Source organism: Thioalkalicoccus limnaeus (assembly GCF_041197575.1).
GTDB lineage: Bacteria > Pseudomonadota > Gammaproteobacteria > Chromatiales > Chromatiaceae > Thioalkalicoccus > Thioalkalicoccus limnaeus.
In genome coordinates this window covers 122,923-143,355 of record NZ_JBDKXB010000001.1, presented here as the reverse complement: position 1 = coordinate 143,355, position 20,433 = coordinate 122,923, and the positions used below count along the sequence as shown (strand labels likewise).

18 protein-coding genes are annotated in these 20,433 nt (G+C 65.8%); 10 read left to right on the top strand and 8 right to left on the bottom strand.

Annotation, left to right across the window (positions count from 1 at the left end; all coding sequences use genetic code 11):
• The first annotated feature begins 153 nt into the window (after positions 1-153).
• From ABC977_RS00640 to cysC, 4 genes are all read left to right on the top strand, one after another.
• Entirely contained in the window at positions 154-1,143 is a 990-nt protein-coding gene (locus tag ABC977_RS00640) for an adenosine kinase (RefSeq protein WP_369665294.1), read from the top strand.
• A 58-nt stretch (positions 1,144-1,201) separates the two neighbouring features.
• Positions 1,202-2,398, top strand: a complete 1,197-nt coding sequence (dapC, locus tag ABC977_RS00635; protein WP_369665293.1) for a succinyldiaminopimelate transaminase — start codon at positions 1,202-1,204, stop codon at positions 2,396-2,398.
• Between the two features lie 35 nt (positions 2,399-2,433).
• Complete coding sequence (dapD, locus tag ABC977_RS00630) at positions 2,434-3,255, top strand: 2,3,4,5-tetrahydropyridine-2,6-dicarboxylate N-succinyltransferase (protein WP_369665292.1); 822 nt, start codon at positions 2,434-2,436, stop codon at positions 3,253-3,255.
• A gap of 152 nt (positions 3,256-3,407) precedes the next feature.
• Positions 3,408-4,040, top strand: a complete 633-nt coding sequence (gene cysC, locus ABC977_RS00625; RefSeq protein ID WP_369665291.1) for an adenylyl-sulfate kinase — start codon at positions 3,408-3,410, stop codon at positions 4,038-4,040.
• 243 nt (positions 4,041-4,283) lie between these two features.
• On the opposite strand, the gene ABC977_RS00620 is transcribed toward cysC, so the two are convergent.
• Entirely contained in the window at positions 4,284-5,771 is a 1,488-nt protein-coding gene (locus tag ABC977_RS00620) for a phosphomannomutase (protein WP_369665290.1), read from the bottom strand.
• Positions 5,772-6,050: 279 nt separating this feature from the next.
• On the opposite strand from ABC977_RS00620, the gene ABC977_RS00615 reads away from it, so the two are divergent.
• Together ABC977_RS00615 and ABC977_RS00610 are read left to right on the top strand one after the other, a co-directional pair.
• A complete protein-coding gene (locus ABC977_RS00615) occupies positions 6,051-6,992 on the top strand; it encodes a hypothetical protein (protein WP_369665289.1) in 942 nt (313 codons plus the stop codon).
• Positions 6,993-7,169: 177 nt separating this feature from the next.
• Positions 7,170-7,748: a DUF302 domain-containing protein gene (locus ABC977_RS00610; protein WP_369665288.1), complete on the top strand. Its 579-nt coding sequence runs from the start codon at positions 7,170-7,172 to the stop codon at positions 7,746-7,748.
• A gap of 36 nt (positions 7,749-7,784) precedes the next feature.
• On the opposite strand, the gene yihA is transcribed toward ABC977_RS00610, so the two are convergent.
• The 3 genes from yihA to ABC977_RS00595 all read right to left on the bottom strand — a co-directional run bounded on the left by yihA (position 7,785) and on the right by ABC977_RS00595 (position 10,502).
• Positions 7,785-8,420: a ribosome biogenesis GTP-binding protein YihA/YsxC gene (gene yihA / locus ABC977_RS00605; RefSeq protein ID WP_369665287.1), complete on the bottom strand. Its 636-nt coding sequence runs from the start codon at positions 8,418-8,420 to the stop codon at positions 7,785-7,787.
• Positions 8,417-8,947, bottom strand: a complete 531-nt coding sequence (gene moaC / locus ABC977_RS00600) for a cyclic pyranopterin monophosphate synthase MoaC (RefSeq protein ID WP_369665286.1) — start codon at positions 8,945-8,947, stop codon at positions 8,417-8,419. The genes yihA and moaC overlap by 4 nt, the downstream gene beginning before the upstream one ends.
• A 64-nt stretch (positions 8,948-9,011) precedes the next feature.
• Positions 9,012-10,502, bottom strand: a complete 1,491-nt coding sequence (locus ABC977_RS00595; RefSeq protein ID WP_369665285.1) for a DUF4139 domain-containing protein — start codon at positions 10,500-10,502, stop codon at positions 9,012-9,014.
• Positions 10,503-11,217: 715 nt separating this feature from the next.
• On the opposite strand from ABC977_RS00595, the gene glnE reads away from it, so the two are divergent.
• The 3 genes from glnE to ABC977_RS00580 all read left to right on the top strand — a co-directional run bounded on the left by glnE (position 11,218) and on the right by ABC977_RS00580 (position 15,387).
• Positions 11,218-14,070 carry a bifunctional [glutamate--ammonia ligase]-adenylyl-L-tyrosine phosphorylase/[glutamate--ammonia-ligase] adenylyltransferase gene (glnE, locus tag ABC977_RS00590; RefSeq protein WP_369665284.1) on the top strand — a complete coding sequence of 951 codons (2,853 nt, stop codon included), beginning with the start codon at positions 11,218-11,220 and terminating at the stop codon, positions 14,068-14,070.
• 126 nt (positions 14,071-14,196) lie between these two features.
• A complete protein-coding gene (locus ABC977_RS00585; protein WP_369665283.1) occupies positions 14,197-15,120 on the top strand; it encodes a branched-chain amino acid transaminase in 924 nt (307 codons plus the stop codon).
• A 45-nt stretch (positions 15,121-15,165) separates the two neighbouring features.
• Entirely contained in the window at positions 15,166-15,387 is a 222-nt protein-coding gene (locus ABC977_RS00580) for a zinc-finger domain-containing protein (protein ID WP_439849136.1), read from the top strand.
• Positions 15,388-15,456: 69 nt separating this feature from the next.
• Here the strand turns inward: ABC977_RS00580 and dmeF are convergent, their stop codons facing one another.
• From dmeF to ABC977_RS00560, 4 genes are all read right to left on the bottom strand, one after another.
• Positions 15,457-16,485 carry a CDF family Co(II)/Ni(II) efflux transporter DmeF gene (dmeF, locus tag ABC977_RS00575; RefSeq protein WP_369665282.1) on the bottom strand — a complete coding sequence of 343 codons (1,029 nt, stop codon included), beginning with the start codon at positions 16,483-16,485 and terminating at the stop codon, positions 15,457-15,459.
• Between the two features lie 96 nt (positions 16,486-16,581).
• A complete protein-coding gene (hemF, locus tag ABC977_RS00570; RefSeq protein WP_369665281.1) occupies positions 16,582-17,508 on the bottom strand; it encodes an oxygen-dependent coproporphyrinogen oxidase in 927 nt (308 codons plus the stop codon).
• A 101-nt stretch (positions 17,509-17,609) separates the two neighbouring features.
• On the bottom strand, positions 17,610-18,401 hold the full coding sequence (locus ABC977_RS00565) for a lytic transglycosylase domain-containing protein (protein WP_369665280.1): 792 nt from the start codon (positions 18,399-18,401) through the stop codon (positions 17,610-17,612).
• Positions 18,402-18,510: 109 nt separating this feature from the next.
• A complete protein-coding gene (locus ABC977_RS00560) occupies positions 18,511-19,296 on the bottom strand; it encodes a spermidine synthase (RefSeq protein ID WP_369665279.1) in 786 nt (261 codons plus the stop codon).
• A 191-nt stretch (positions 19,297-19,487) separates the two neighbouring features.
• Between ABC977_RS00560 and hisG the strand changes: the two genes are divergently transcribed.
• Positions 19,488-20,363, top strand: a complete 876-nt coding sequence (gene hisG, locus ABC977_RS00555; RefSeq protein WP_369665278.1) for an ATP phosphoribosyltransferase — start codon at positions 19,488-19,490, stop codon at positions 20,361-20,363.
• The last annotated feature ends 70 nt before the right edge of the window (positions 20,364-20,433 follow it).

The window sequence follows — 20,433 nt, the reverse complement described above, 5'->3', positions numbered from 1 at the left end:
CCCGGAAAACCCACGCTCGGATCCGGCGAGCGCCCGAACAACGCGGTTCGACCCGCGACGGCAGGCGGCCGAGATTCGCTGCGGATCCGGTAAACTGACCGCGTCGCGCCGACCACGCGGCACACCGAATTCACCCCTTGTTTAGGAGTCATCATGCGCAGGTATCACGTCTATGCGATCGGCAACGCCCTGGTGGACATGGAATACGAGGTCACGGTCGAGGATCTGGAACGCCTCCAGATCGACAAGGGGGTCATGACGCTGGTCGACGAGGCGCGGCAATTGGAGATCATGGCCCACCTGGCGGAACGACCCCACAAGCGCGGCTCGGGCGGCTCCGCAGCGAACACCGTCATCGCGGTCAACCAGTTCGGGGGGCAAACCTTCTATTCCTGCAAAGTGGCCGACGACGCGCTCGGGCAGTTCTACATGCACGACCTGATCGCCGCCGGCGTCGATACCAATCACCAATGCGAGCGCGACGACGGACACACCGGACGCTGCGTCGTACTGGTCACCCCCGATAGTGATCGGACCATGTGCACCTTTCTCGGTATCAGTTGCGAGCTGTCCGAGCGGGAACTGGTTTCCGACGCGCTGCGCGAGGCCGACTACCTCTACACCGAGGGCTACCTCGTGACCTCGACGCCGGCCCGTCGCGCGGCCGTCCAAGCGAAGAGCTGGGCCGACGAGGCGCAAATCCGCACGGCCTTCTCGCTTTCGGATCCGAACATGGTCCGGTATTTCAAAGACGGCCTGCTCGAGATGATCGGCGGCGGCGTGGATCTGCTATTCGCCAACGAGGCCGAGGCGATGGGCATGGCCGACAGCCAGGATCTCGGCACCACGGTCGAGGCGCTCAAGCGGATCGCGCGCGAGTTCGCGATCACCCGTGGCCCGAAGGGGGCGCTGATCTACGACGGCCAGGACCTGATCGAGATCCCGCCCGTCAAAGTACAGGCCGTCGACACGGTCGGGGCTGGTGACATGTTCGCCGGCGCCTTTCTGCACGGCCTGACCCAGGGCTGGGGTCACCAGCGTGCCGGCGAACTGGCCTGCGCGGCCGCGGCCAAGCTCGTCACCAGCCTGGGCCCGCGCTTGCCGACTGACGAGACCAAGGCCGTGCTCCATCGGTTCTCATGACAGCTCAGGACCCCGCGACTGAGGCAGACCAGCCATCAGCACCATTCGGCGACACAGCATGAATTCGGACCTGGTCCACCTCCAACCCTATCCGTTCGAGCGCCTCGCCACACTCAAGCGCGGCCTTCTACCTCCAGCGGACAAGGCCCATATCGCGCTGTCGATCGGTGAACCGAAGCATCCAACGCCGGCGCTGATCAGGCAAGCACTCGCGGATCGGCTCGATAAGCTGTCGGTCTATCCGACCACGCGCGGGCTCGTCGAACTGCGCGAGGCGATTGCCACCTGGTTGACCCGGCGTTATGGGTTGGACCGCACGCCGATCGACGCCGAGACGCAGGTCCTGCCGGTCAACGGGACCCGCGAGGCCCTGTTCGCTTTTGCTCAGGCGATCGTCGACCGGGGTTCCTCACCCCTGGTCCTGATGCCGAACCCCTTCTACCAGATCTACGAGGGCGCGGCCTGGCTCGCCGGCGCCGAGCCGCACTATTTGCCGTGTCGCGCCGAAAACGGCTACATCCCGGATTTCGCCGCTGTCGCCGAGGCCACATGGAAACGCTGCCAGCTGCTGTACCTGTGTTCGCCCGGCAACCCGACCGGGGCGGTCGTCGATCGCGCAACACTCGAACAGCTGGTCCTGCTGGCCCAACGCCATGACTTCGTCATTGCCTCCGATGAGTGCTACGCGGAGATCTACCTCGACGAGTCGCGACCACCGACCGGCCTGCTCGAAGCGGCCGCGGCCGTCGGGATCGACGACTTCTCGCGCTGCGTGGTCTTCCACAGCCTATCGAAGCGTTCGAATGCGCCGGGTCTGCGCTCTGGTTTCGTCGCCGGCGATGCGCAGATATTGGCGCGCTTCTTGACATACCGAACCTATCATGGCTGTGCGATGCCGCTGCAGCACCAATACGCGAGCATCGCCGCCTGGAACGATGAACAACATGTCATCATCAACCGTCGGCTGTATCGGGAGAAGTTCGCCGCGGTCCTGGATGCCTTGGGTGGCTCGCTGGATGTCACCGCCCCCGCCGCCGGCTTCTATCTGTGGCCCAAGACACCGATCCCCGACACCGACTTCGCACGCGGCCTGTTCGCGCACCAGCATGTCACCGTATTACCCGGGTCCTTCCTGTCACGGGCCATCGGGGGCCATGACCCCGGGTCCGGCCGGATGCGGCTGGCGCTGGTGGCCACGCTCGACGAATGCGTCGAAGGCGCCCATCGGATCCGCGATCATGTCGAGTCCATCTGAGCGATCATTGCAACCCTATACCACTGGAGCCAGCCATGAGCGACAACCATTCCATCATCGATGACGCCTTCGAACGCCGTGCCGAGATCACGCCACGGACCGTCGAGACCCTGGTTCGCGATGCCATCATCGACACCATCGAGCGACTCGATCGCGGCGAGCTGCGGGTGGCCGAGAAACGCGACGGCGCCTGGGTGGTCCATGACTGGATCAAGAAGGCCGTGCTCCTGTCCTTCCGGATCGAGGACAACTCGTTCATCAAGGGCGGGTTCACGAACTATTACGACAAGGTCCCGTCCAAGTTCGCCGATTACAACTCGCGCGAGTTCCGCGATGCCGGCGTGCGCGTCGTACCACCGGCCGCCGCCCGTCGGGGCGCATTCATCGCCCCGAGTTGCGTCCTGATGCCGTCCTATATCAACATCGGCGCGTACGTCGACTCGGGCACCATGGTCGATACCTGGGCCACGGTCGGGTCCTGCGCCCAGATCGGCAAGAACGTCCACCTGTCGGGCGGCGTTGGGATCGGCGGCGTGCTGGAACCGGTTCAGGCGGCCCCGACCATCATCGAAGACAACTGCTTCATCGGCGCCCGCTCGGAGATCGTCGAGGGGGTCGTCGTCGAAGAGGGTGCCGTGATCTCGATGGGCGTCTACATCGGTCAGAGCACGAAGATCTATCACCGGGAAACCGGCGAGGTCACCTACGGTCGGGTCCCGGCCGGTGCGGTCGTGGTGCCGGGGAACCTTCCGGCCAAGGATGGGAGCCACAGTCTGTACTGCGCCGTGATCATCAAGCAGGTCGATGAACGAACGCGGAGCAAGGTCGGCATCAACGCGTTGCTGAGAGATATCTGAGCCGATCGCGACGCGACTCTTTGAATCCGGGCACTGCGCTCGGGATAGCGGCCCCGCACGGGGCCTTCGAGTCGTTCTCAGAATCCCCGAGTCCGGTCAATCTGACACCAAGGGGCCCTCGAGATCGCATAGTCATGAACGGAGGACACACCATGGCGGATAACGTCGTTTGGCATCATCACCCGGTCGACCGAGACGTGCGCGCCGCCCAAAAGGGACAGCAACCGGCCGTCGTCTGGTTCACCGGCTTGAGCGCCTCGGGCAAATCGACACTGGCCGGCGCGCTGGAACAGATCCTGATCGATCAGGGCTACCACACCTACCTGCTCGATGGCGATAACGTGCGCCACGGCCTGTGCGGCGACCTCGGCTTCAGCGACGCGGACCGCAAGGAGAACATCCGCCGGGTTGGCGAGGTCGCCAAGTTGATGGCCGACGCCGGGCTGATCGTAATGGCCGCTTTCATCTCGCCGTTTCGTGCCGATCGTCAAATCGTCCGCGACATCATGCCGCCCGGTCAATTCATCGAAGTGTTCGTCGACACGCCGCTCGACATCTGCCGGGAACGCGACCCGAAAGGTCTCTACGCGCGCGCTGAGCGCGGCGAGATCAAGCAGTTCACCGGTATCGACAGCCCTTACGAGCCTCCGCTCGCCGCGGAGGTCCACCTGCCCGCCGGCGAGATCAGCATCGCCGCGGGGGTCAACCGGTTGCTGCAGCACCTGCATCAACAGGGGCTATTGAAAGCCGGCTACCGGTTGGTTGATCTGGAGTCGGTGGCCTGAATCGAGGCGGCGCGGGCAAGCGGCCGACCGTTACGGGGAAAGCCGCATGGTGGCGGCAACCTCGATCAGCACCTCGCAGCGGCGCAGGAATCACGGGATCATCGGCCCATCGCAGTAGGCGTAGACGGTCGGCCCGGCGGGCCGCAGCCCGCGCTTAGTTAGCCAGTCGCGGAGCACGGCGTCCTTCTTGGCCATGACCTCGGCGCCAGGGTGGCCTGGGTCGGCCTCTCGTTCTGGTCCTCGTCAGTCACGCCAACCGGACAGGATTTCGAGGCACCGGCGATTCATCTCGCGTGCCGTGGCGACACTGTCGGCCTCGGTATAGGCGCGCAGCTCCGGGGCATTGCCGGACGGGCGCAGATGCGCAACCGTTCCGCTGGCGAAGGTGATCCGTAACCCATCGGTCGTATCGATCTCCACCGCAGGCCCGAAGTCGGCCGCGAACAGCGCATCGACCGCCTGGCGGTTTTCCTCATCGTCGCCACGCGTCAGCTCGGCGAGACGCTGGTCGCTGAGCGCGGAAGGAAAGTCCACGAGCCGATCGCTATAGGTATGGCGCTCCGGCATCTCGGCGAGCAGTTGCGAGATCGGCCGGCGCCGGGCGGGGCCGTCGAACAACAGGCTCAAGACCACGATCAGCGCGTCCCTGGTTGGCAAGGCCGGGAGCCGGCGACCGGTGCGCTCGATATCGCTCGCGGTCATGAATCCACCGTTGGCTTCGTAGCCGACGACCGGGCCGGGAGCGATCCGTCGCAGCTCCTCCATCGCGGCGATCACGTACGGGGAGCCGATGCGGGTCCGCACGACACCCTCGAACCGACCACATCGCTCGACGACACTGTTGCTGCTGACCGGCGTGACCACGTACCGGGCGCCCAGGTGACGGGCGCAGAGGACACCAGCGATGTCGCCGCGCAGCCAGGTCCCGGACTCATCAGCGACCAGGGGCCGGTCCCCATCACCGTCAGCCGAGACCAACGCATCGAACGCCCCGCCCGCGGCCCACTCACGGGCCAAGGTCAGATCTTCGGCGCGGATTGCTTCGGTATCGACCGGAACGAAGGTCTCGGAGCGTCCGAGCCGCACGACCTCGGCGCCGAGCGCGGTCAAGACCGCATCGAAGGCGCCCCGCGCGACCGTCGAGTGCTCGTAGAGCCCGACTCGCACCCCGGCAAGGCCCGCGGCCGGGTAGAAATCCAGATAGCGCCTGATATAGGCCTCGTACGCGCTGGGGTCCTCCGGCGGCAAGGCCATGGCCATGGGAGCGACGAAGGCACCATCGGCCGTGAAGCGGTCATCCGGGGAGGGTACATCCTGGGCACGAATCCCGGCTTCGTGTTCCTTCAGGATCTCGCCGTCGGGTCGATTGAACTTGATTCCATTCCGATCGTCCGGAATATGACTGCCGGTCACCATCATGGTCGGCATCCGATGCGCGATCCCGATGGCCGCGAGGGCCGGAGTCGGGATGCAGCCGAAATAGCGCGGCCGCAGACCGAAATCGGCCACCGCTTCGGCGCAGGCCGCCATGATGCGTGGGCTGCTCGGTCGCAGATCCCCGGCGATGCCAACCTCGCCAGAATCGCCGAGCTCACCTTGCTCCCTCAGATATTGCAGAAAGCCGAGCACGTAGAGGTAGCACACCTGATCCGTCATGGCTGCGACCAGACCTCGTGCCCCACTCGTACCGAAGGCGACACCCGTCTTGCTCATCAGGTCGTCGATCCGCATCGGGTCTCCTCCATCCTCGTTCCGTATGCCTGGACTCTGGTCAGGATCTTAACAGCTTGGTGGCAGCCACCGGCGACGGATCGAAGTGGCGCGCGTCCATGGACCCGGCTGACCGGACCACGAGCGCGATCCCCGGCGCCCCTGGCGAAACCCGACCGTTTCGCTCGGCACGCTCGTGAATCCTGGCCGCGACTCGTTCATAATCGACACACGCGAACGAGCCGGGCCTCGCCCGGGCGCGCGCCGGGAGACCATCGATCCACAACGGAGCTTGCCAACATGACGAAGAGACCAGACCGACTGATCCTGTTCGCCTCTGTCACGGCGCTCGGCCTCACGCTCGCCCAGTCGGCGATCGCTGAGACCGAGTCGACCGCAACGGAACCAGCCGACGACACGACCCAGGCCAGTACGGAGACGGCGGCGCCGGATCCAAGGTCCGCGGCCCAGGCCCGCGCCGAGCAGTGGCGCGCGCAGACGAACGCGGAACGGGAACGCCGCTATCAAGAGTTACGCGAACGTGCTGCCGAGGTTGGGCTCGACCTGCCGGAGGCGCCACCCTGGTCGCACGAATCACCACCAGCAATGCCTGGCTGGGCCGGGCGCGGGATGCCCGCGATGCAACGCGACGCTGTGCGCGACGAGCACTACGCGGCCTTGCGCGAACGCGCGGCAGGAGAAGGGATCGAGCTTCCCGAAACGCCACCATGGCGCCTGACGACCGACGCCGAGCGCCGCGCCTACCACGCCTTCGTGCGCGATCTGACCGCCGACCAACGCCGGACGCTGAACAGGTTACGCTGGGAAGAGACCCGCTCGCGAGCGGCGCAGCGCGGCTACGAACTGCCGGCGAGCCCGCCATGGGAGGCCGTCGAGCAGCGCCGTGAGGCGATGCGCAAACGCTGGGAGACCTATCGAGAGACCGTCGAGGCGATGACCGACGAACAGCGTGAGGCCGCGGCCGCGATCTTCGGCGCAGCACCCTACCCGTTCGACAGCGAACCGGGCGTCCCGGCCTTCGAGCGGGGTGGCCCCGCCTTTGCCCCGGGCTGGCCGGAGTTCGGGCCACGTGACGGCTGGGGTCCTGGCCCAAAGGGGTCTTACTGGGGCCCGGCCTATCCGCCAGCCTGGCCCGGCGATGCCGAACCGGTGCCCTACGGCGCGCCGCCTGCGTGGTCAGGGCCGGCCCCGATGATGCCGGTCCCGGAGGCGGACGACTGAGTCCAGTCCGAACGCCTCGGGCCGTGTCGACTCGCCGCCGCTTCCAACAACGGCGGCGGTCGGCATGGTCCAATCAGCCGACGGTCGGCGTGTCGATCGAGCTCGACAGAGGCTCCGGCGACACGCCGCACCGCCGACCGCCTGCCTCGACATCTCACCGCCAAGGAACCCAACCTGATGAAACTGATCCGTAACCTGTTCGCCCTGATCGGGGTCGCAACCCTGATATTGGTGATCGTCGTATCGCTGCGGCTGTTACCGAAACTCGACGAGTTCGATCCAGGGTTCGTCAGTGTCTACCGCGAGTTCGCGAGCGAACTGTGGCGCACCGGTGAGCCGGGTGCCGCGATGATGTGGGCGGTCCCGGTCGAAGAAGGTCTCAGCACCGATGACGTCATCGAGTCCTTGAAGAGCCTGGCCATTGCGAACGACTTCTTCTTCGCCGGAGAGGCCCCCTTCTATCGCCAGATCGAGGCGATCACCGGCGAAACCTACCGATATGTCAACTTCCTGTCCTTCTGCGATGCCCTTGTCGGTCGCGATATGCTCGACTACCGCGATCACTACAGCGGCTTCATGCCATGCCGGATCGCACTGCTCGAGGATCACGACGGGCGCCTGTGGCTCTACTCGATGAACCTGGATCTGATGATCTACGGCGGCCACCCGCTTCCAGACGACCTCAAGGCCTCGGCGATCCGCGTCCGCGACACCATTCTCCGGATCATGCAAGGGGCCGCGGCGGGCGAGTTCTGACTGCGCGACACCCGACGACGGGGTACCGGAAACCGGCTAGCCGGCGCGCGGGACCCCGAGCCGTTCGTCGAGCCACGCCTGGACCGGCCCGATGCCGACGCGGGCGTGCGCCGAGAAGAGTTCCACCTGAATCGGCCCGGCATGGTCCCGTACGCCCTTTTGGACCTCGCTGCGAACGGCCGCCGCTGGGCCGCGGCGCAGTTTGTCGGCCTTGGTCAGCAGGAGCAGCCGCGGCAGGCCGCGTCGGTCTCCCCAAGCGAGGAGTTCGCGATCGAATACGGTCAGCGGATGGCGGCAATCCATCAAGATGACGAGCCCGGTGAGCGCGCGGCGGCGCTCCAGATAGTGCGACATCAAGCCTTGCCATTCGGCCTTGATGTCGATCGCGACCCTGGCATAGCCGTAACCTGGCAGATCGACCAGGCGGCGTTCGGCGTCGAGCGCGAAAAAGATCAACTGCTGCGTACGACCTGGTGTCTTGCTGGTGCGAGCCAGACTGCCCTGATGGCAGATCGCGTTGATCGCACTGGATTTCCCCGCATTGGAACGGCCAATGAAGGCCACCTCCGAACCCTGATCCGGCGGTGCCTGGTCGAGTTGCGACGCCGCGGTCAGGAACCGGGCGCCTTGATAAAAGGAATTCGTGGTATCCGTTGGCGCGTAGCGATTCATGGGGACTTCGGGGGATGCGCGCATCGATTCGACGCGGAGGGACCCTGCGGCTCATCGGCCAGCCAATGGCCCGATCGACCACCCTGCTTCTCGAGCAACCTGACACCCTCGATGGTCATCGCGCGGTCGACCGCTTTGCACATGTCATAGATGGTCAACAGGGCGACCTGGACGGCACACAGGGCCTCCATCTCGACGCCGGTGGCCCCGCGCGTCGCGACCCGGGCCCGACAATGGACAGCCGACTGCTGCGGGTGCGGATCCAGATCGATCGTGACCTGGGTCAGGCTCAATGGGTGACACAAGGGCACCAAGTCCGCGGTTCGTTTGGCCCCCATGATCCCGGCGACGCGAGCGACGCCGAGCACGTCCCCTTTGTCATGCGCACCCGCGACGATTCGCGCGAGGGTGTCGGGTCGCATCCGGATCCAGCCTTCGGCTACCGCGACGCGGAGGGTCGCGGGCTTGTCACCGACGTCGACCATCTGGGCCTCGCCGGCCGCATTGAAGTGAGTCAAACCGGACATCTCAGCTCTCCAGCGGTCGCGGATTTCGCGGAGCTCGACGCACCGCCGGCTTCGCGCCGGGGCCTCACTGGCGGACCTCGGCGCGCCAGGTCAGCGTCGTCGACCCTTCGCCCGGGACCTCGACCACCCAGGACAGCCGATTCGCCGCTTCCTTGGTGTGACGCTCGCTTTCATCGAGCATCCGCCAATCGCCGGGCAATGACTCGTAGACCTTGACCGTCACGGGCTCGGTCTTCGCGTTCTTGAGCTCGAGTGCGAAGGCCGCCTCGAACAGGTAGTCGTAAGGTCCGGTCCCGCCCAATTTGCGAAACGCGGTTTGCTTGCGTTGGGCTGTGACATCGAAGCTCTCGCCAAGCTTCAGCGTCACGGTCTCGTTCTTCGGCGTATGGTCAATCCGGTCCTCACCGAGAAACTGAGGGCGACCCGATCGATCGCGCCCGTAGACACGCACGACACCCTTTGGCAACGGGATGCCGAGAGGGCCGTCGCGGTTGTCGAAGACCAGGCGCGCCTCGACCGGCTGGCGGGTCCAACCGGTGCCGACCTGCGTCCGATAAGCAAAGGCCGCACCTTCGAGCACCAGTTCCTGCATCACCGGAACCCCGGGCGCCGCGAGCAAGGCTACCTGTTTCGTCTGCTGATCGAGGATATCGGTTCGGCGCGGCAGCTGGTAGAGATGGTACTCGAACAAGGCCTCCTGCTCGGGCAGGGCCATCGGTTCCGCCCTGAGGGCCAGCGACGCCAATGGCGCCAGCCGTGCAGGCGCGGTCACCTGATGGACCTCGCCGGCCACCAGCTGGACCTCGGCCTGGCGATAGGCGATGCCGCTGCGATTGGTCAGGGTCACCCAGCCCGCGAGGTCCATCATCGAGGCATCGAGCGTCAGATCGGCGACGTAATCGGCTTGCCATTCGAGCCCGCCGGTCAGATACGTCAGCTCGAGCTCGCCGGCGCCGCCGGCCGCCGCCTCGAGGTGCAGCACCAGCGTCGGCTGGTCGCGCAGGTCCGGCGGCACATCCGGAAATGCCAGATGCCCGATGACCTGGGTCTCGATCCGATCGGCGTAGCGCAGGACCACCCCATCGTTCGCGGCCAACACACTGGCCTCCTCGACGATCCGCTCCCCGGCGTCATTGGTTCGGATCACTTGGACGGTGCGACCCACATACTTCCGAAGAAGGCTGTCGGCGGTCAGCAGGTCGAAGTCGAAGTTCTGTTCGAGCAGCCTCACCGCGAGCTGACCATCGCTGCGCGAGAGCAAGGCCGTCTCGGGGCGGATCCCGACCGACACGGACCGCCAGGCGATGCGATTCTCCCCTTGGTCCAACTCGACCTGGCGCCGGTCGCGGACCAAGGCCAGGTCATCCTGATAGATGGTGAGCGACAGCCCGCGTTGGGCATCCTCGCCGATCCGCTGTTCCGCCGGCATCGGTTCCTCCGCGACGACGCATTGCCAAACCAAGGCCAGACCGACGAGACTGAGAAACCGTCCCGACCTCGGCTTCGAACGGGCTCGCCGTGCTCGCCGGTCGGCGCAGTCCAACACAGACATCATGTCACCTCCAAGGCCATCATCGCGGCCCCGACAGTCTCGACGAAATCCCGAAATAGACCACCGACCGACACGGATGAACACGGATTTTTCCGCTCGAACCAAGCCGTTCTGGTCCATATCCGTGTTGATCCGCGTGTATCCGTGGCAATAATCCACGTCCCGCTCGACGCACCAGGGCTACCTCAGAGCGAGCTGCCGGGATTCGACCAAGGCGGCCGATCTCGCCCCCGCGAATGCCTTATGATAGGGTTCGTCCGGGCACGTTGTGCCCGAACCAAAGGTCGCCCGGCGACGCCCACAGGCTTGTCTATTCATGGCCATCGCTGTGCAAGACCCCGATGATCGCTGCGTATCCGGCCTGCTCGCGCCGCGTCTATCGCGCGATGCGAAGGTTTTCGATGGCTCGCCTCCGACCACCCGCGCTCTGTCGATCGAGTGACGCTGGGCGTTCGAGCTCGCTGGATTCGAGGATCGCCCACGCATTCAGGCCTCGCGGTGCTCGGATCCATTCAACTCGGCTTAAGCGCCCGGAGTCTAACACAACCCGGCACTACCTCGATTCGCCCGATCACCGTGGGATTTCCGACCCTGACGATCGCGTCGACCATCACGCCTGGCCGTCACGGCGCACAACGCGGCATGGGCGAGAAGATGCCGCGGCCGGAGCAAAGCGGGTGGCTGGCGGTCTAGCTTCGTGCTACGGCACCCTACTGAGATGAACGATACGACCAGCACCACCGAACGCCACTGGCAAGATTGGCTCGCTTGGACGCGTGAGCAAGGTGTGACATGGCCGGACGATCCGGTCTGGAGCGAGGCGCGTCAGCGGGTCTGGCACGGCAGCGAGTACGTCGCCAGCAGCTGCGCCAGGGCACCGGAGATACTCGCCGAACTCCTCGCCGAGGGCATGCTGGAACGCCGCCTCCGCGAGGGCGAACTAACCCAGCAACTGACCTCGGCGCTCGCCGACGTCAGCGACGACACCGGTTTGATGACCGCGCTGCGCGGCTTCCGGCGGCGGCAGATGGTGCGCATCATCTGGCGCGACCTGGCCGCCTGGGCCGACCTCGATGAGACCCTCGCCGAGCTGAGCGAATTGGCCGACTGCTGTATCGCCCAGACCCTGGATCGCCTCCACCAATGGGCCGTGGCGGAGCTCGGCTCGCCGCTCGATGCCGACGGCCGGCCATTGCGACTCGTGGTCCTCGGCATGGGCAAGCTTGGTGGCCGCGAACTGAATCTGTCGTCGGACATCGACCTGATCTTCGCCTTTCCGAGCCACGGCGAGCTGACGGCGCCCCGCCCGCTGACCCATGAACAGTTCTTCATCCGCCTCGCACAACGCCTGGTGCAGGCGCTCGACACCCAGACCATCGACGGCTTCGTCTTTCGCGTCGATACCCGGCTCAGGCCGTTCGGCGACTCCGGCCCGCTGGCGATGAGTTTCTCGGCGATCGAGGACTATTACCAGTTCCAGGCCCGCGAATGGGAAAGATACGCGATGATCAAGGCGCGGATCGTCGCCGGAGACCCGGCGGATGGCGCGCGACTGATGACCTTGTTGCGGCCTTTCGTCTACCGTCGTTACCTGGATTTTGGCGCCATCGACTCGTTGCGTGAGCTGAAGCGTCTGATCGCCAAGGATCTTCAACGCAAGGGCATGGTCGACAACATCAAGCTCGGGCCAGGCGGCATCCGCGAGATCGAATTCATCGCCCAGGCCTTCCAATTGATCCGCGGCGGACGCGATCCGGATCTGCAGATACGACCCTTGCGCCAGGTGTTGGCGCGGTTGGCCGCAAAAGGCCTGTTACCGGGTGAGGCCGTCCGAGAACTCGACGACGCTTACTGCTTTCTGAGGCGGGTCGAGAACCACCTGCAGGCCTGGCGTGATCGACAGACCCACTCGCTGCCGCGTGCACCGGAAGACCGCGGCCGATTGGCGCATGGCTTGGGGTTCTCCGACTGGACGGCGTTCATGGCCGAGCTCGATCGCTACCGCCACGCCGTGCAAGCGCATTTCGACCAGGTGTTCGCGAGCCCGGTCGAACAGGCGGCCGACACCTCGTCTTTCGAGGCCCTGTGGCGGGGTGACACGGACGCCTTGCGGGATCAGGAACTGTTGGCACAGGCTGGCTTCGCCGACCCCGCCGCGGCGCTGACCCGTCTCGATCAATTCCGTGCGGCGACCGAGCGCATGGACATCAGTCGCCGCGGTCGCGAGCGGCTCGCTGAACTGATGCCGCGCGTCATCGGCGTGATCGCCTCGTCGGATACGCCGGATGCCGCGCTGGAACGGATCCTCAAGGTGCTGACGGCCGTGGCCCGACGCACGGCCTATCTGGCCATGCTGATCGAGTATCCGACGATCCTCGCGCAATTGGCGAGGTTGACCGGGATGAGCGGGTGGGTCAGCGACCAGATCGCACGTTATCCCCTGCTGCTCGACGAGCTGATCGATCCACAGCGTCTCTATGCGCCGCTGCGTCGCAGCGATCTCGAGGAACAACTCGGCGTCCTGCTCGCGCGGGTCGGTGACCAGGATCTCGAGCAACAAATGGAGTACCTGAGACAATTCGCACACGGAAACATCCTGCGGGTCGCCGCTGCGGACCTGACCGATGCGATTCCGCTGATGATCGTCAGCGATTACCTGACCGAGATCGCCGAGGCCACGGTATCTCGCGTCCTGCCCTTGGCCTATGGACATCTGGCCACGCGCCACGGCCCACCACGGGAGGTCTCGGGCTCGGGCCTCGGTTTCGTCGTGATCGGCTACGGCAAGCTGGGCGGCATCGAGCTCGGTTACGGATCGGACCTCGATCTCGTCTTCATCCACGGCAACCATCCGGTCACGGCGATGACCGATGGCCCGCACCCGATCTCCAACCAGCAGTTCTTCCTGCGGCTGGGCCAACGCATGATCCACATGCTGACCACGCGGACCCCTTCGGGTCTGCTCTACGAGGTCGACATGCGCCTGCGCCCAGACGGCAATAAAGGGCTCCTGGTCCGTTCGCTGCACGCCTTCGCCGGTTATCAAGCGAACGACGCCTGGACCTGGGAACACCAAGCCCTGGTCCGGGCCCGCCCGATCGCCGGGGACCCAGTCCTCGCGCAAGGTTTCGAGGCGCTACGCCGCGAGATCCTCGCGCGTCGGCGCGACCCCGGAAGGCTACGCGAGGAGGTCCGCGCGATGCGCGAGAAGATGCGCGCGAACCTCGATCGAAGCGGCCGCGGTCTGTTCGATCTCAAACAGGGCACTGGCGGTATTGCCGACATCGAGTTTATGGTCCAATACGCGGTGCTGCGTTGGTCCGCGGACCACCCGGAACTAACCCGCTGGACCGACAACATCCGACTGCTCGAGACCCTCGCGGCGCTGGATCTGCTACCCGGTTCGGCGGCCACGGACCTGACCGACGCCTACAAGGTGCTGCGTGCCGCCTACCACCGCAGCACGCTGTGCGGTCGCCCGGCATCGGTCCCCGACGACCAGCTGCTCGCTCAGCGGCACCGCGTCGCCGAACTGTGGGCCGTACTGATGGGCGAGCGGACCGGTTCGTGATCCATCGAACGTCGGCTCGATGAGAACCGTAACCACGACAGCCCGGGATCCAACCTCGACCCGGTGGACGACGACGACTGGCTTTTGGGTATCGGGCGGCACCGACCGCCGATCTGGAGTGATGCGATGACGACGATGGCAGACCGAGACGGATTGATCTGGCTGGACGGCGAGATGCGGCCTTGGCGCGAGGCCAAGATCCATGTGCTGACCCATACCTTGCATTACGGCATGGGGGTCTTCGAAGGTGTCCGGGCTTACGAAACGGCCCAGGGAGCAGCGATCTTCCGGCTCCGGGAGCACACGGATCGTCTATTCAACTCGGCGCACATCCTCGGCATGACGATCCCTTACGACCGAGCCACGCTGAACCAGGCGCAGTGCGACGCGGTTCGCGAGAACGGCTTGAGCTCCGGCTACATCCGCCCGATGTGCTTCTATGGTTCCGAGGGGATGGGCCTGCGCGCCGACAACCTGAAGGTCCATGTCATGGTCGCTGCCTGGTCCTGGGGCGCCTACCTGGGGGAAGACAACATGCGCCGCGGGATCCGCGTGCGGGTGTCGTCTTTCACGCGCCACCATGTCAACGTGACCATGTGCCGGGCCAAGGCCAACGGCAACTACATGAATTCGATGATGGCACTGCAAGAGGCGCTGCGCGACGGTTACGACGAGGCGCTGCTGCTCGATACGGCCGGCTATGTGATGGAGGGCAGCGGCGAGAACATCTTCATCGTGCGCGATGGCGTCCTGTACACGCCGGACCTGACGTCGGCGCTCGACGGCATCACGCGCCGCACGGTGATGACGTTGGCCGCCGAGATCGGCCTGCCGGTCATCGAAAAGCGCATCACCCGCGACGAGGTCTACATCGCCGACGAGGCCTTCTTCACCGGCACCGCCGCCGAGGTCACGCCGATTCGTGAGGTCGACGGGCGCGCGATCGGCTGTGGTACCCGGGGTCCGATCACGGAGCGGCTGCAAAGCCTCTACTTCGATCAGGTCCATGGCCGTCGCGGAGAGCACCCGGAGTGGCTCACCCTGGTCTGACGGGACGGCCTCTCGACAGGCCGCCGCGGAAACGAAACGAGAGACATGCCGATGGCGATGCCCAACACAAACCCTGCCGCCCCCAGCGCGCCCCATCCGGAATCCGGAATCATCCGGGTCACGCACGCGGACCTGCCGCTATGCTGTCCGCGACCGGCCGACACGCTATGGAACATGCACCCGCGCGTATTCCTGCCGATCGAGGACGAGCCGAATCGGGAGGCGGTCTGCCCCTATTGCGGCGCCCACTACCGGCTCGAAGACTGATCCACGCCACGCCGACGGGTGCGGCTCTCAGTGCCGCACCCTGGACGTGGCCAGGTGCCTCGAGCCAGCCTAACCCGGACCGCCGGAGCCGGTTGGCTGCGCCGGACAAAGTCGGCAATGGTGGATTTCTATGATTGGGTGGTGAAGACCGTGCACCGACCCGAGCGCCAGCCGGTAGTCCTGCGGCGACACCGAGGCATGGGTCACGACCGAGGCGACCAGCGTCCAGCCGCCCTGCCCCACCGACCACAGGTGCAGATCCGTGACCCGGCTCGGGCCGACTCCTTCCAGCCGTTCCGTGACCTGGTCGCGCAGCGCGGCCGGTCCTTCCGAATCGAGCAGGATGGCGCCGGTTCGTCGCAACAGCCCGATGGCCCATTTCATGATCACGACCGCCGCGATCAGCGCGATGACTGGATCGAGCCAATTCCAGCCCCATAACCAGGCCGCGATCAGACCCGCGATCGCCGCAATCGAGGTCAGGGCATCGGCCAGTACATGGACCAATGCAGCCCTCAGGTTGTGGTCTTGATCGTGGCCGTGTCCGTGCGCCGCCGCGCCGGCCACCGCTGAATCGCCGTCGTCATGAGCATCCGCCCGGTGGTGTTCGTGGGCGCCGGCTAGCAACCAGGCCGAAACCAGGTTCACGACCAGTCCGATCACGGCCACCGCCAGCGCCTCCGCGGCACGCAACGCTTGCGGGTCGAGCAGTCGGTGCACGGATTCGACCACCAGCCACAGGGTCGTGACGACCAGCAGCAACGCACTGGTGTAGGCGGTGAGGTCCATGATCTTGCCGCTGCCGAGACTGAAGCGCCGATCCTGCGCATGACGACGAGCCAGATAGTAGGCCCCCGCCGCAAGGCCGAGCGCGATGCTGTGCCCGCCCATGTGGATGCCGTCGGCGAGCAAGGCCATCGAGCCCGTGATCAGCCCGCCGGCGACCTCGGCGAACATCGTGACCAGTGTCAGGACCATGACGACCAGGGTGCGCCGCTCGGCACGCCGCGGCCGTCCTTGGCCGAAGTCATGATCATGGATCGGCGCCGCATCGAGGCACCGGTCGGTCACCGGCAAGGCGTCAGACGGCAGGGCCATGGCTGCCCTCGCATGCCGGGCACCGCGGTTCGGCAAGCGGCGGGGGTCGTTCGCCGCGCAACGGGCGACGCTTGGAAACCCCGATGCGACGCAGGCTCATTTTGGCTCCGGGCCGAGCCAATCCCGAGCCGTCAGGAAGTGCTCGGTCAGGGCCGCCTCCGGGCTGCCGGGCTCGGGCCGCCAGTCGTAACGCCAACTGACCTCGGGCGGCAGCGACATCAGGATCGATTCGGTGCGCCCGCCCGATTGCAGCCCGAACAGGGTGCCACGGTCGTAGACGAGATTGAACTCGACGTAGCGCCCGCGGCGATACTTCTGGAAGGCCCGTTCGCGCTCGCCATAGGCCAGATGACGACGGCGCTCGACGATCGGCCGGTAGGCATCGAGATAACCGTCGCCGATCGCCCGAACGAAGGCGAAGCAGCGCGCGAACCCCCATTCGTCGAGGTCGTCGAAGAAGATCCCGCCGATGCCTCGTGGCTCGTTGCGGTGCTCGAGGAAGAAGTACTGGTCGCAGGCGCGCTTCAGGCGTGGATAGAGGTCGGCGCCGAACGGCGCGCACAGGGCGCGCGCCTGCCGATGCCAGGCGACGGCATCCTCGTCGAAACCATAGTAAGGGGTCAGGTCGAAGCCGCCGCCGAACCACCAGACCGGCTTGGCACCGTCGCGCTCGGCAAGAAAAAAGCGCAGGTTCGCATGCGACGTCGGCACATAGGGATTGACCGGATGCACGACCAGGGACACACCCAACGCCTGAAACCGGCAGCCCGACAATTCAGGGCGCGCGGCCGTCGCCGATGGCGGCAAGCGCTCGCCATGGACATGGGAGAAACCGACTCCGGCCTGCTCGAACAAAGCGCCGGACTCGAGGACCCGGGTGCGGCCCCCGCCACCAGTTGGCCTGACCCACAGGTCTTCGCGAAAACGCGCTCGACCGTCGGCAGCCTCGAAGGCCAAGGTCAAACGGTCCTGCAGCGCGCGCAGGTAGTCGCGAACGGCGCTCAGATCCGGCTGGTCGGACATGTCGGTCGTCGCGCAGGCACAGATTCGGCAGAAATAAGCATAGCGGCGATCATCGGGAAGCGATCACGGACATGCGGACGAGCATCGAGGATTCAAGGCCGCTAATCGGGGAATGTCCCCGACGGATTCGGGCGCAACTCGAACATGGGCCGGCTTTCCGGACCAACGCGGTGAAGACCAGGATCCAGCCGGTCCAGCGACAGGGTCGGCTGAATCTTCAGCGACAACAGCGACGGATCCAGGTAGCCCTTCATCAGGCGGCGCGCCTCGCCGCGGTTCGTCGTGCGCCGCAACAGCGCGACATGGCGCAGGGCGTCGTCGGTCGGCTGGGTGCCGCCGTTGCGCCGGTAGAAGCGGATCACGGCCTCTGTGTAGTTCAAGGTCTCCGCATAGGTGACCCGGTTGTTGGTGCGATCGACGACCCCCTCTCCGGCATTGTAGGCCATGATCACCCGACCATAATCGTTATCGTATTTGCTCAGGAGGCGTCGCAAGTGGCGCACACCGGTTTCGACGTTGATCTTCGGATCGAACAGATCCTGCGGGTCGGTCACCCCGTAATCGGCCGCGGTCTCCGGCATGACCTGCATCAACCCCAGGGCACCAGCACGCGACACGGCCTGTACTTGATAGGCTGACTCGGCTGCGACGATCGCGTGCACCAACGCCAGTTCGACCCCGTACCGGCTGGCGATCCGATCGATCAGGGGCTTGAGCTGGGCTTTCGACAGAGCCGTGCCCGCATGACCTGGCATGGCCTTGTCGACCGACGCGGTCAGGGCTTGAGTGGCCTCGTCCCGGTCGCCCGGCGAGCGGCGCTCGTACTCGGCATCGACCGTCGAAGAAAACGCCACCAGCAAACCGAGCAACAGCGAGGTGAATGGTTTCATCATTGCGGCATCCCGGGTCTGGGTGGATTCGCCGAAGCGGTGCGGGGCTCGTTCGGCTGCGACAGATTCGATGCGAGACCGCCACACCGAGTTCCAACGCAGGGTACGGACATCAATCCAGCCCCCCTCGGCGCAGGCGGTCCTCGAGCCGATAACCCATGAACTCCAACAGGACACCCGTGACGGCCCCGCCGAGCATACCGCCGAGGGCGCCCGGCGGGATCTCGGTGACGAGACGCTGGATCGCATCGCGAGTGCCCGGATCCAAAGCCCCGAGCGTCGTCCCGGACATCAGCCAGATGCCGGCCCCGACGACACTGGCGATCAATCCCGCGATCAGCGGCGCCCCGACGGCGACCGGGAGAAGACCCGCGATGCGATCGATGCGGCGCTCGGTCACCTCGAACAAGGTCCCGACCAGCGCGACCACGCCGGCCGCGAGCACGAACATCCCGACCGGCCCCTCGAAGAACCTCAAACCCAGGATCAGCACAACACCGGCTCCGAGACCGGCCAACATACCGGTCAAGGGCCCGGCCAGCGGCCGCGGGTTCCCGCGCACCGTCCAGGCGTAGAAGACGCCGGCGACGAAACCCGACAGCGTCGTCACGAACAGGATCGTCGCCAGGTCGATTCGATGACCCGCGGCAACCAGATAGCCGATCGAACCCAGAACACCACCCATGGCCCCAGCCAGCGCGACCGGCATGGCGCTATAGAAGGTCGCCGTGGTCATCGCGGCAGCCGTGGCCGCGAGCAGAGGCAGCCACCAGCCGCTGACGCCGAGGACAGCGAGCATCTGGTAGAGGCCGGCGAACAACCCGCCAAAGAGAGCCCCGGCCAGCCCCCACACGAAGAGCGTCAGGACAACGGCGGCGAATCGACCATCATTGGGCATTCGGGCTCCCCTTAAGAACGCGGCTCCTGACCATTCTAGTCGCAACCGCGTCGAAACGCCGAGGTCCGCGCACATCGGCGCCCCTGTTGCCAGGTCCCGCGCCGCGTTGGCCCGACAATCAGTGCTGGAATGGGCCGGCTCGCTCTGCTAGCCTCTGCGCGCCGCGATGACCAACCATGGCGATATCACGCATGATGCCTCTGATCAAACTCGGAATCCCCAAAGGCAGCCTCGAAGAGGCGACGATCGCATTATTCGGGCAGGCCGGCTGGCGGATCACGCCTCGTTCCCGCCATTACTATCCGGAGGTCAACGACCCGGAACTCTCATGCGCCCTGGTCCGCGCCCAAGAGATGGCCCCCTATGTCGCCAACGGCACCTTCGACCTCGGGCTGACCGGGCTCGACTGGATCCTCGAGACCCAGGCCGAGGTGACCGAGATCTGTCCGCTGACCTATTCCAAGAGCTCTGATCAGCCGAGCCGCTGGGTGCTCGTGGTGCCCCAGGACTCGCCGATTCGCTCGATCGAGGATCTGGCCGGCAAGAAGATCGCCACCGAACTAGTCGGCTTCACGCGCCGCTTTCTCGCCGAGCGCCGCATTGCGGCCGAGGTCGAGTTCTCCTGGGGCGCGACCGAGGCCAAGGTGGTCGAGGGGCTCGTGGATGCGGCCGTCGAGATCACCGAGACCGGCAGCACGATCCGCGCCCATGGCTTGCGCATCGTCGCCGACCTGCTCTACACCGAGACCCGGCTGATCGCGAACCCGGCGGCGATGGATGACCCGCGCAAGCGCGCCAAGATCGAACAGATCGCGATGATGTTGCAAGCCGCGCTCGCGGCCCGCCACAAGGTCGTCCTCAAGCTCAATTGCGCGGCCGAGAACCTCGATGCCATCGTCGCGCTGCTACCGAGCCTGCACGCGCCCACCGTCAACCACCTCTACGACCACCGCTGGCTGGCCATCGAGACGGTCGTCGATGCGCAGCAGGTACGCGATCTGATCCCGCGTTTGCGGGCCGCCGGTGCCGAAGGCATCCTCGAGTTCGAACTGCGCAAGATGGTCTAGCCTCGGCGGCGGGATCGAGCCAACCATCTGACGGGGGCTGGGAATGGCGAGTGGTGGTGCGCTCCGCACG

Bases quoted from the DNA above. Each gene is read 5' to 3' on its own strand.
- ABC977_RS00640 (WP_369665294.1), top strand. From the start codon at position 154: ATGCGCAGGTATCACGTCTATGCGATCGGCAACGCCCTGGTGGACATG.
- dapC (WP_369665293.1), top strand. From the start codon at position 1,202: ATGAATTCGGACCTGGTCCACCTCCAACCCTATCCGTTCGAGCGCCTC.
- dapD (WP_369665292.1), top strand. From the start codon at position 2,434: ATGAGCGACAACCATTCCATCATCGATGACGCCTTCGAACGCCGTGCC.
- cysC (WP_369665291.1), top strand. From the start codon at position 3,408: ATGGCGGATAACGTCGTTTGGCATCATCACCCGGTCGACCGAGACGTG.
- ABC977_RS00620 (WP_369665290.1), bottom strand. From the start codon at position 5,771: ATGCGGATCGACGACCTGATGAGCAAGACGGGTGTCGCCTTCGGTACG.
- ABC977_RS00615 (WP_369665289.1), top strand. From the start codon at position 6,051: ATGACGAAGAGACCAGACCGACTGATCCTGTTCGCCTCTGTCACGGCG.
- ABC977_RS00610 (WP_369665288.1), top strand. From the start codon at position 7,170: ATGAAACTGATCCGTAACCTGTTCGCCCTGATCGGGGTCGCAACCCTG.
- yihA (WP_369665287.1), bottom strand. From the start codon at position 8,420: ATGAATCGCTACGCGCCAACGGATACCACGAATTCCTTTTATCAAGGC.
- moaC (WP_369665286.1), bottom strand. From the start codon at position 8,947: ATGTCCGGTTTGACTCACTTCAATGCGGCCGGCGAGGCCCAGATGGTC.
- ABC977_RS00595 (WP_369665285.1), bottom strand. From the start codon at position 10,502: ATGATGTCTGTGTTGGACTGCGCCGACCGGCGAGCACGGCGAGCCCGT.
- glnE (WP_369665284.1), top strand. From the start codon at position 11,218: ATGAACGATACGACCAGCACCACCGAACGCCACTGGCAAGATTGGCTC.
- ABC977_RS00585 (WP_369665283.1), top strand. From the start codon at position 14,197: ATGACGACGATGGCAGACCGAGACGGATTGATCTGGCTGGACGGCGAG.
- ABC977_RS00580 (WP_439849136.1), top strand. From the start codon at position 15,166: ATGCCGATGGCGATGCCCAACACAAACCCTGCCGCCCCCAGCGCGCCC.
- dmeF (WP_369665282.1), bottom strand. From the start codon at position 16,485: ATGGCCCTGCCGTCTGACGCCTTGCCGGTGACCGACCGGTGCCTCGAT.
- hemF (WP_369665281.1), bottom strand. From the start codon at position 17,508: ATGTCCGACCAGCCGGATCTGAGCGCCGTTCGCGACTACCTGCGCGCG.
- ABC977_RS00565 (WP_369665280.1), bottom strand. From the start codon at position 18,401: ATGATGAAACCATTCACCTCGCTGTTGCTCGGTTTGCTGGTGGCGTTT.
- ABC977_RS00560 (WP_369665279.1), bottom strand. From the start codon at position 19,296: ATGCCCAATGATGGTCGATTCGCCGCCGTTGTCCTGACGCTCTTCGTG.
- hisG (WP_369665278.1), top strand. From the start codon at position 19,488: ATGATGCCTCTGATCAAACTCGGAATCCCCAAAGGCAGCCTCGAAGAG.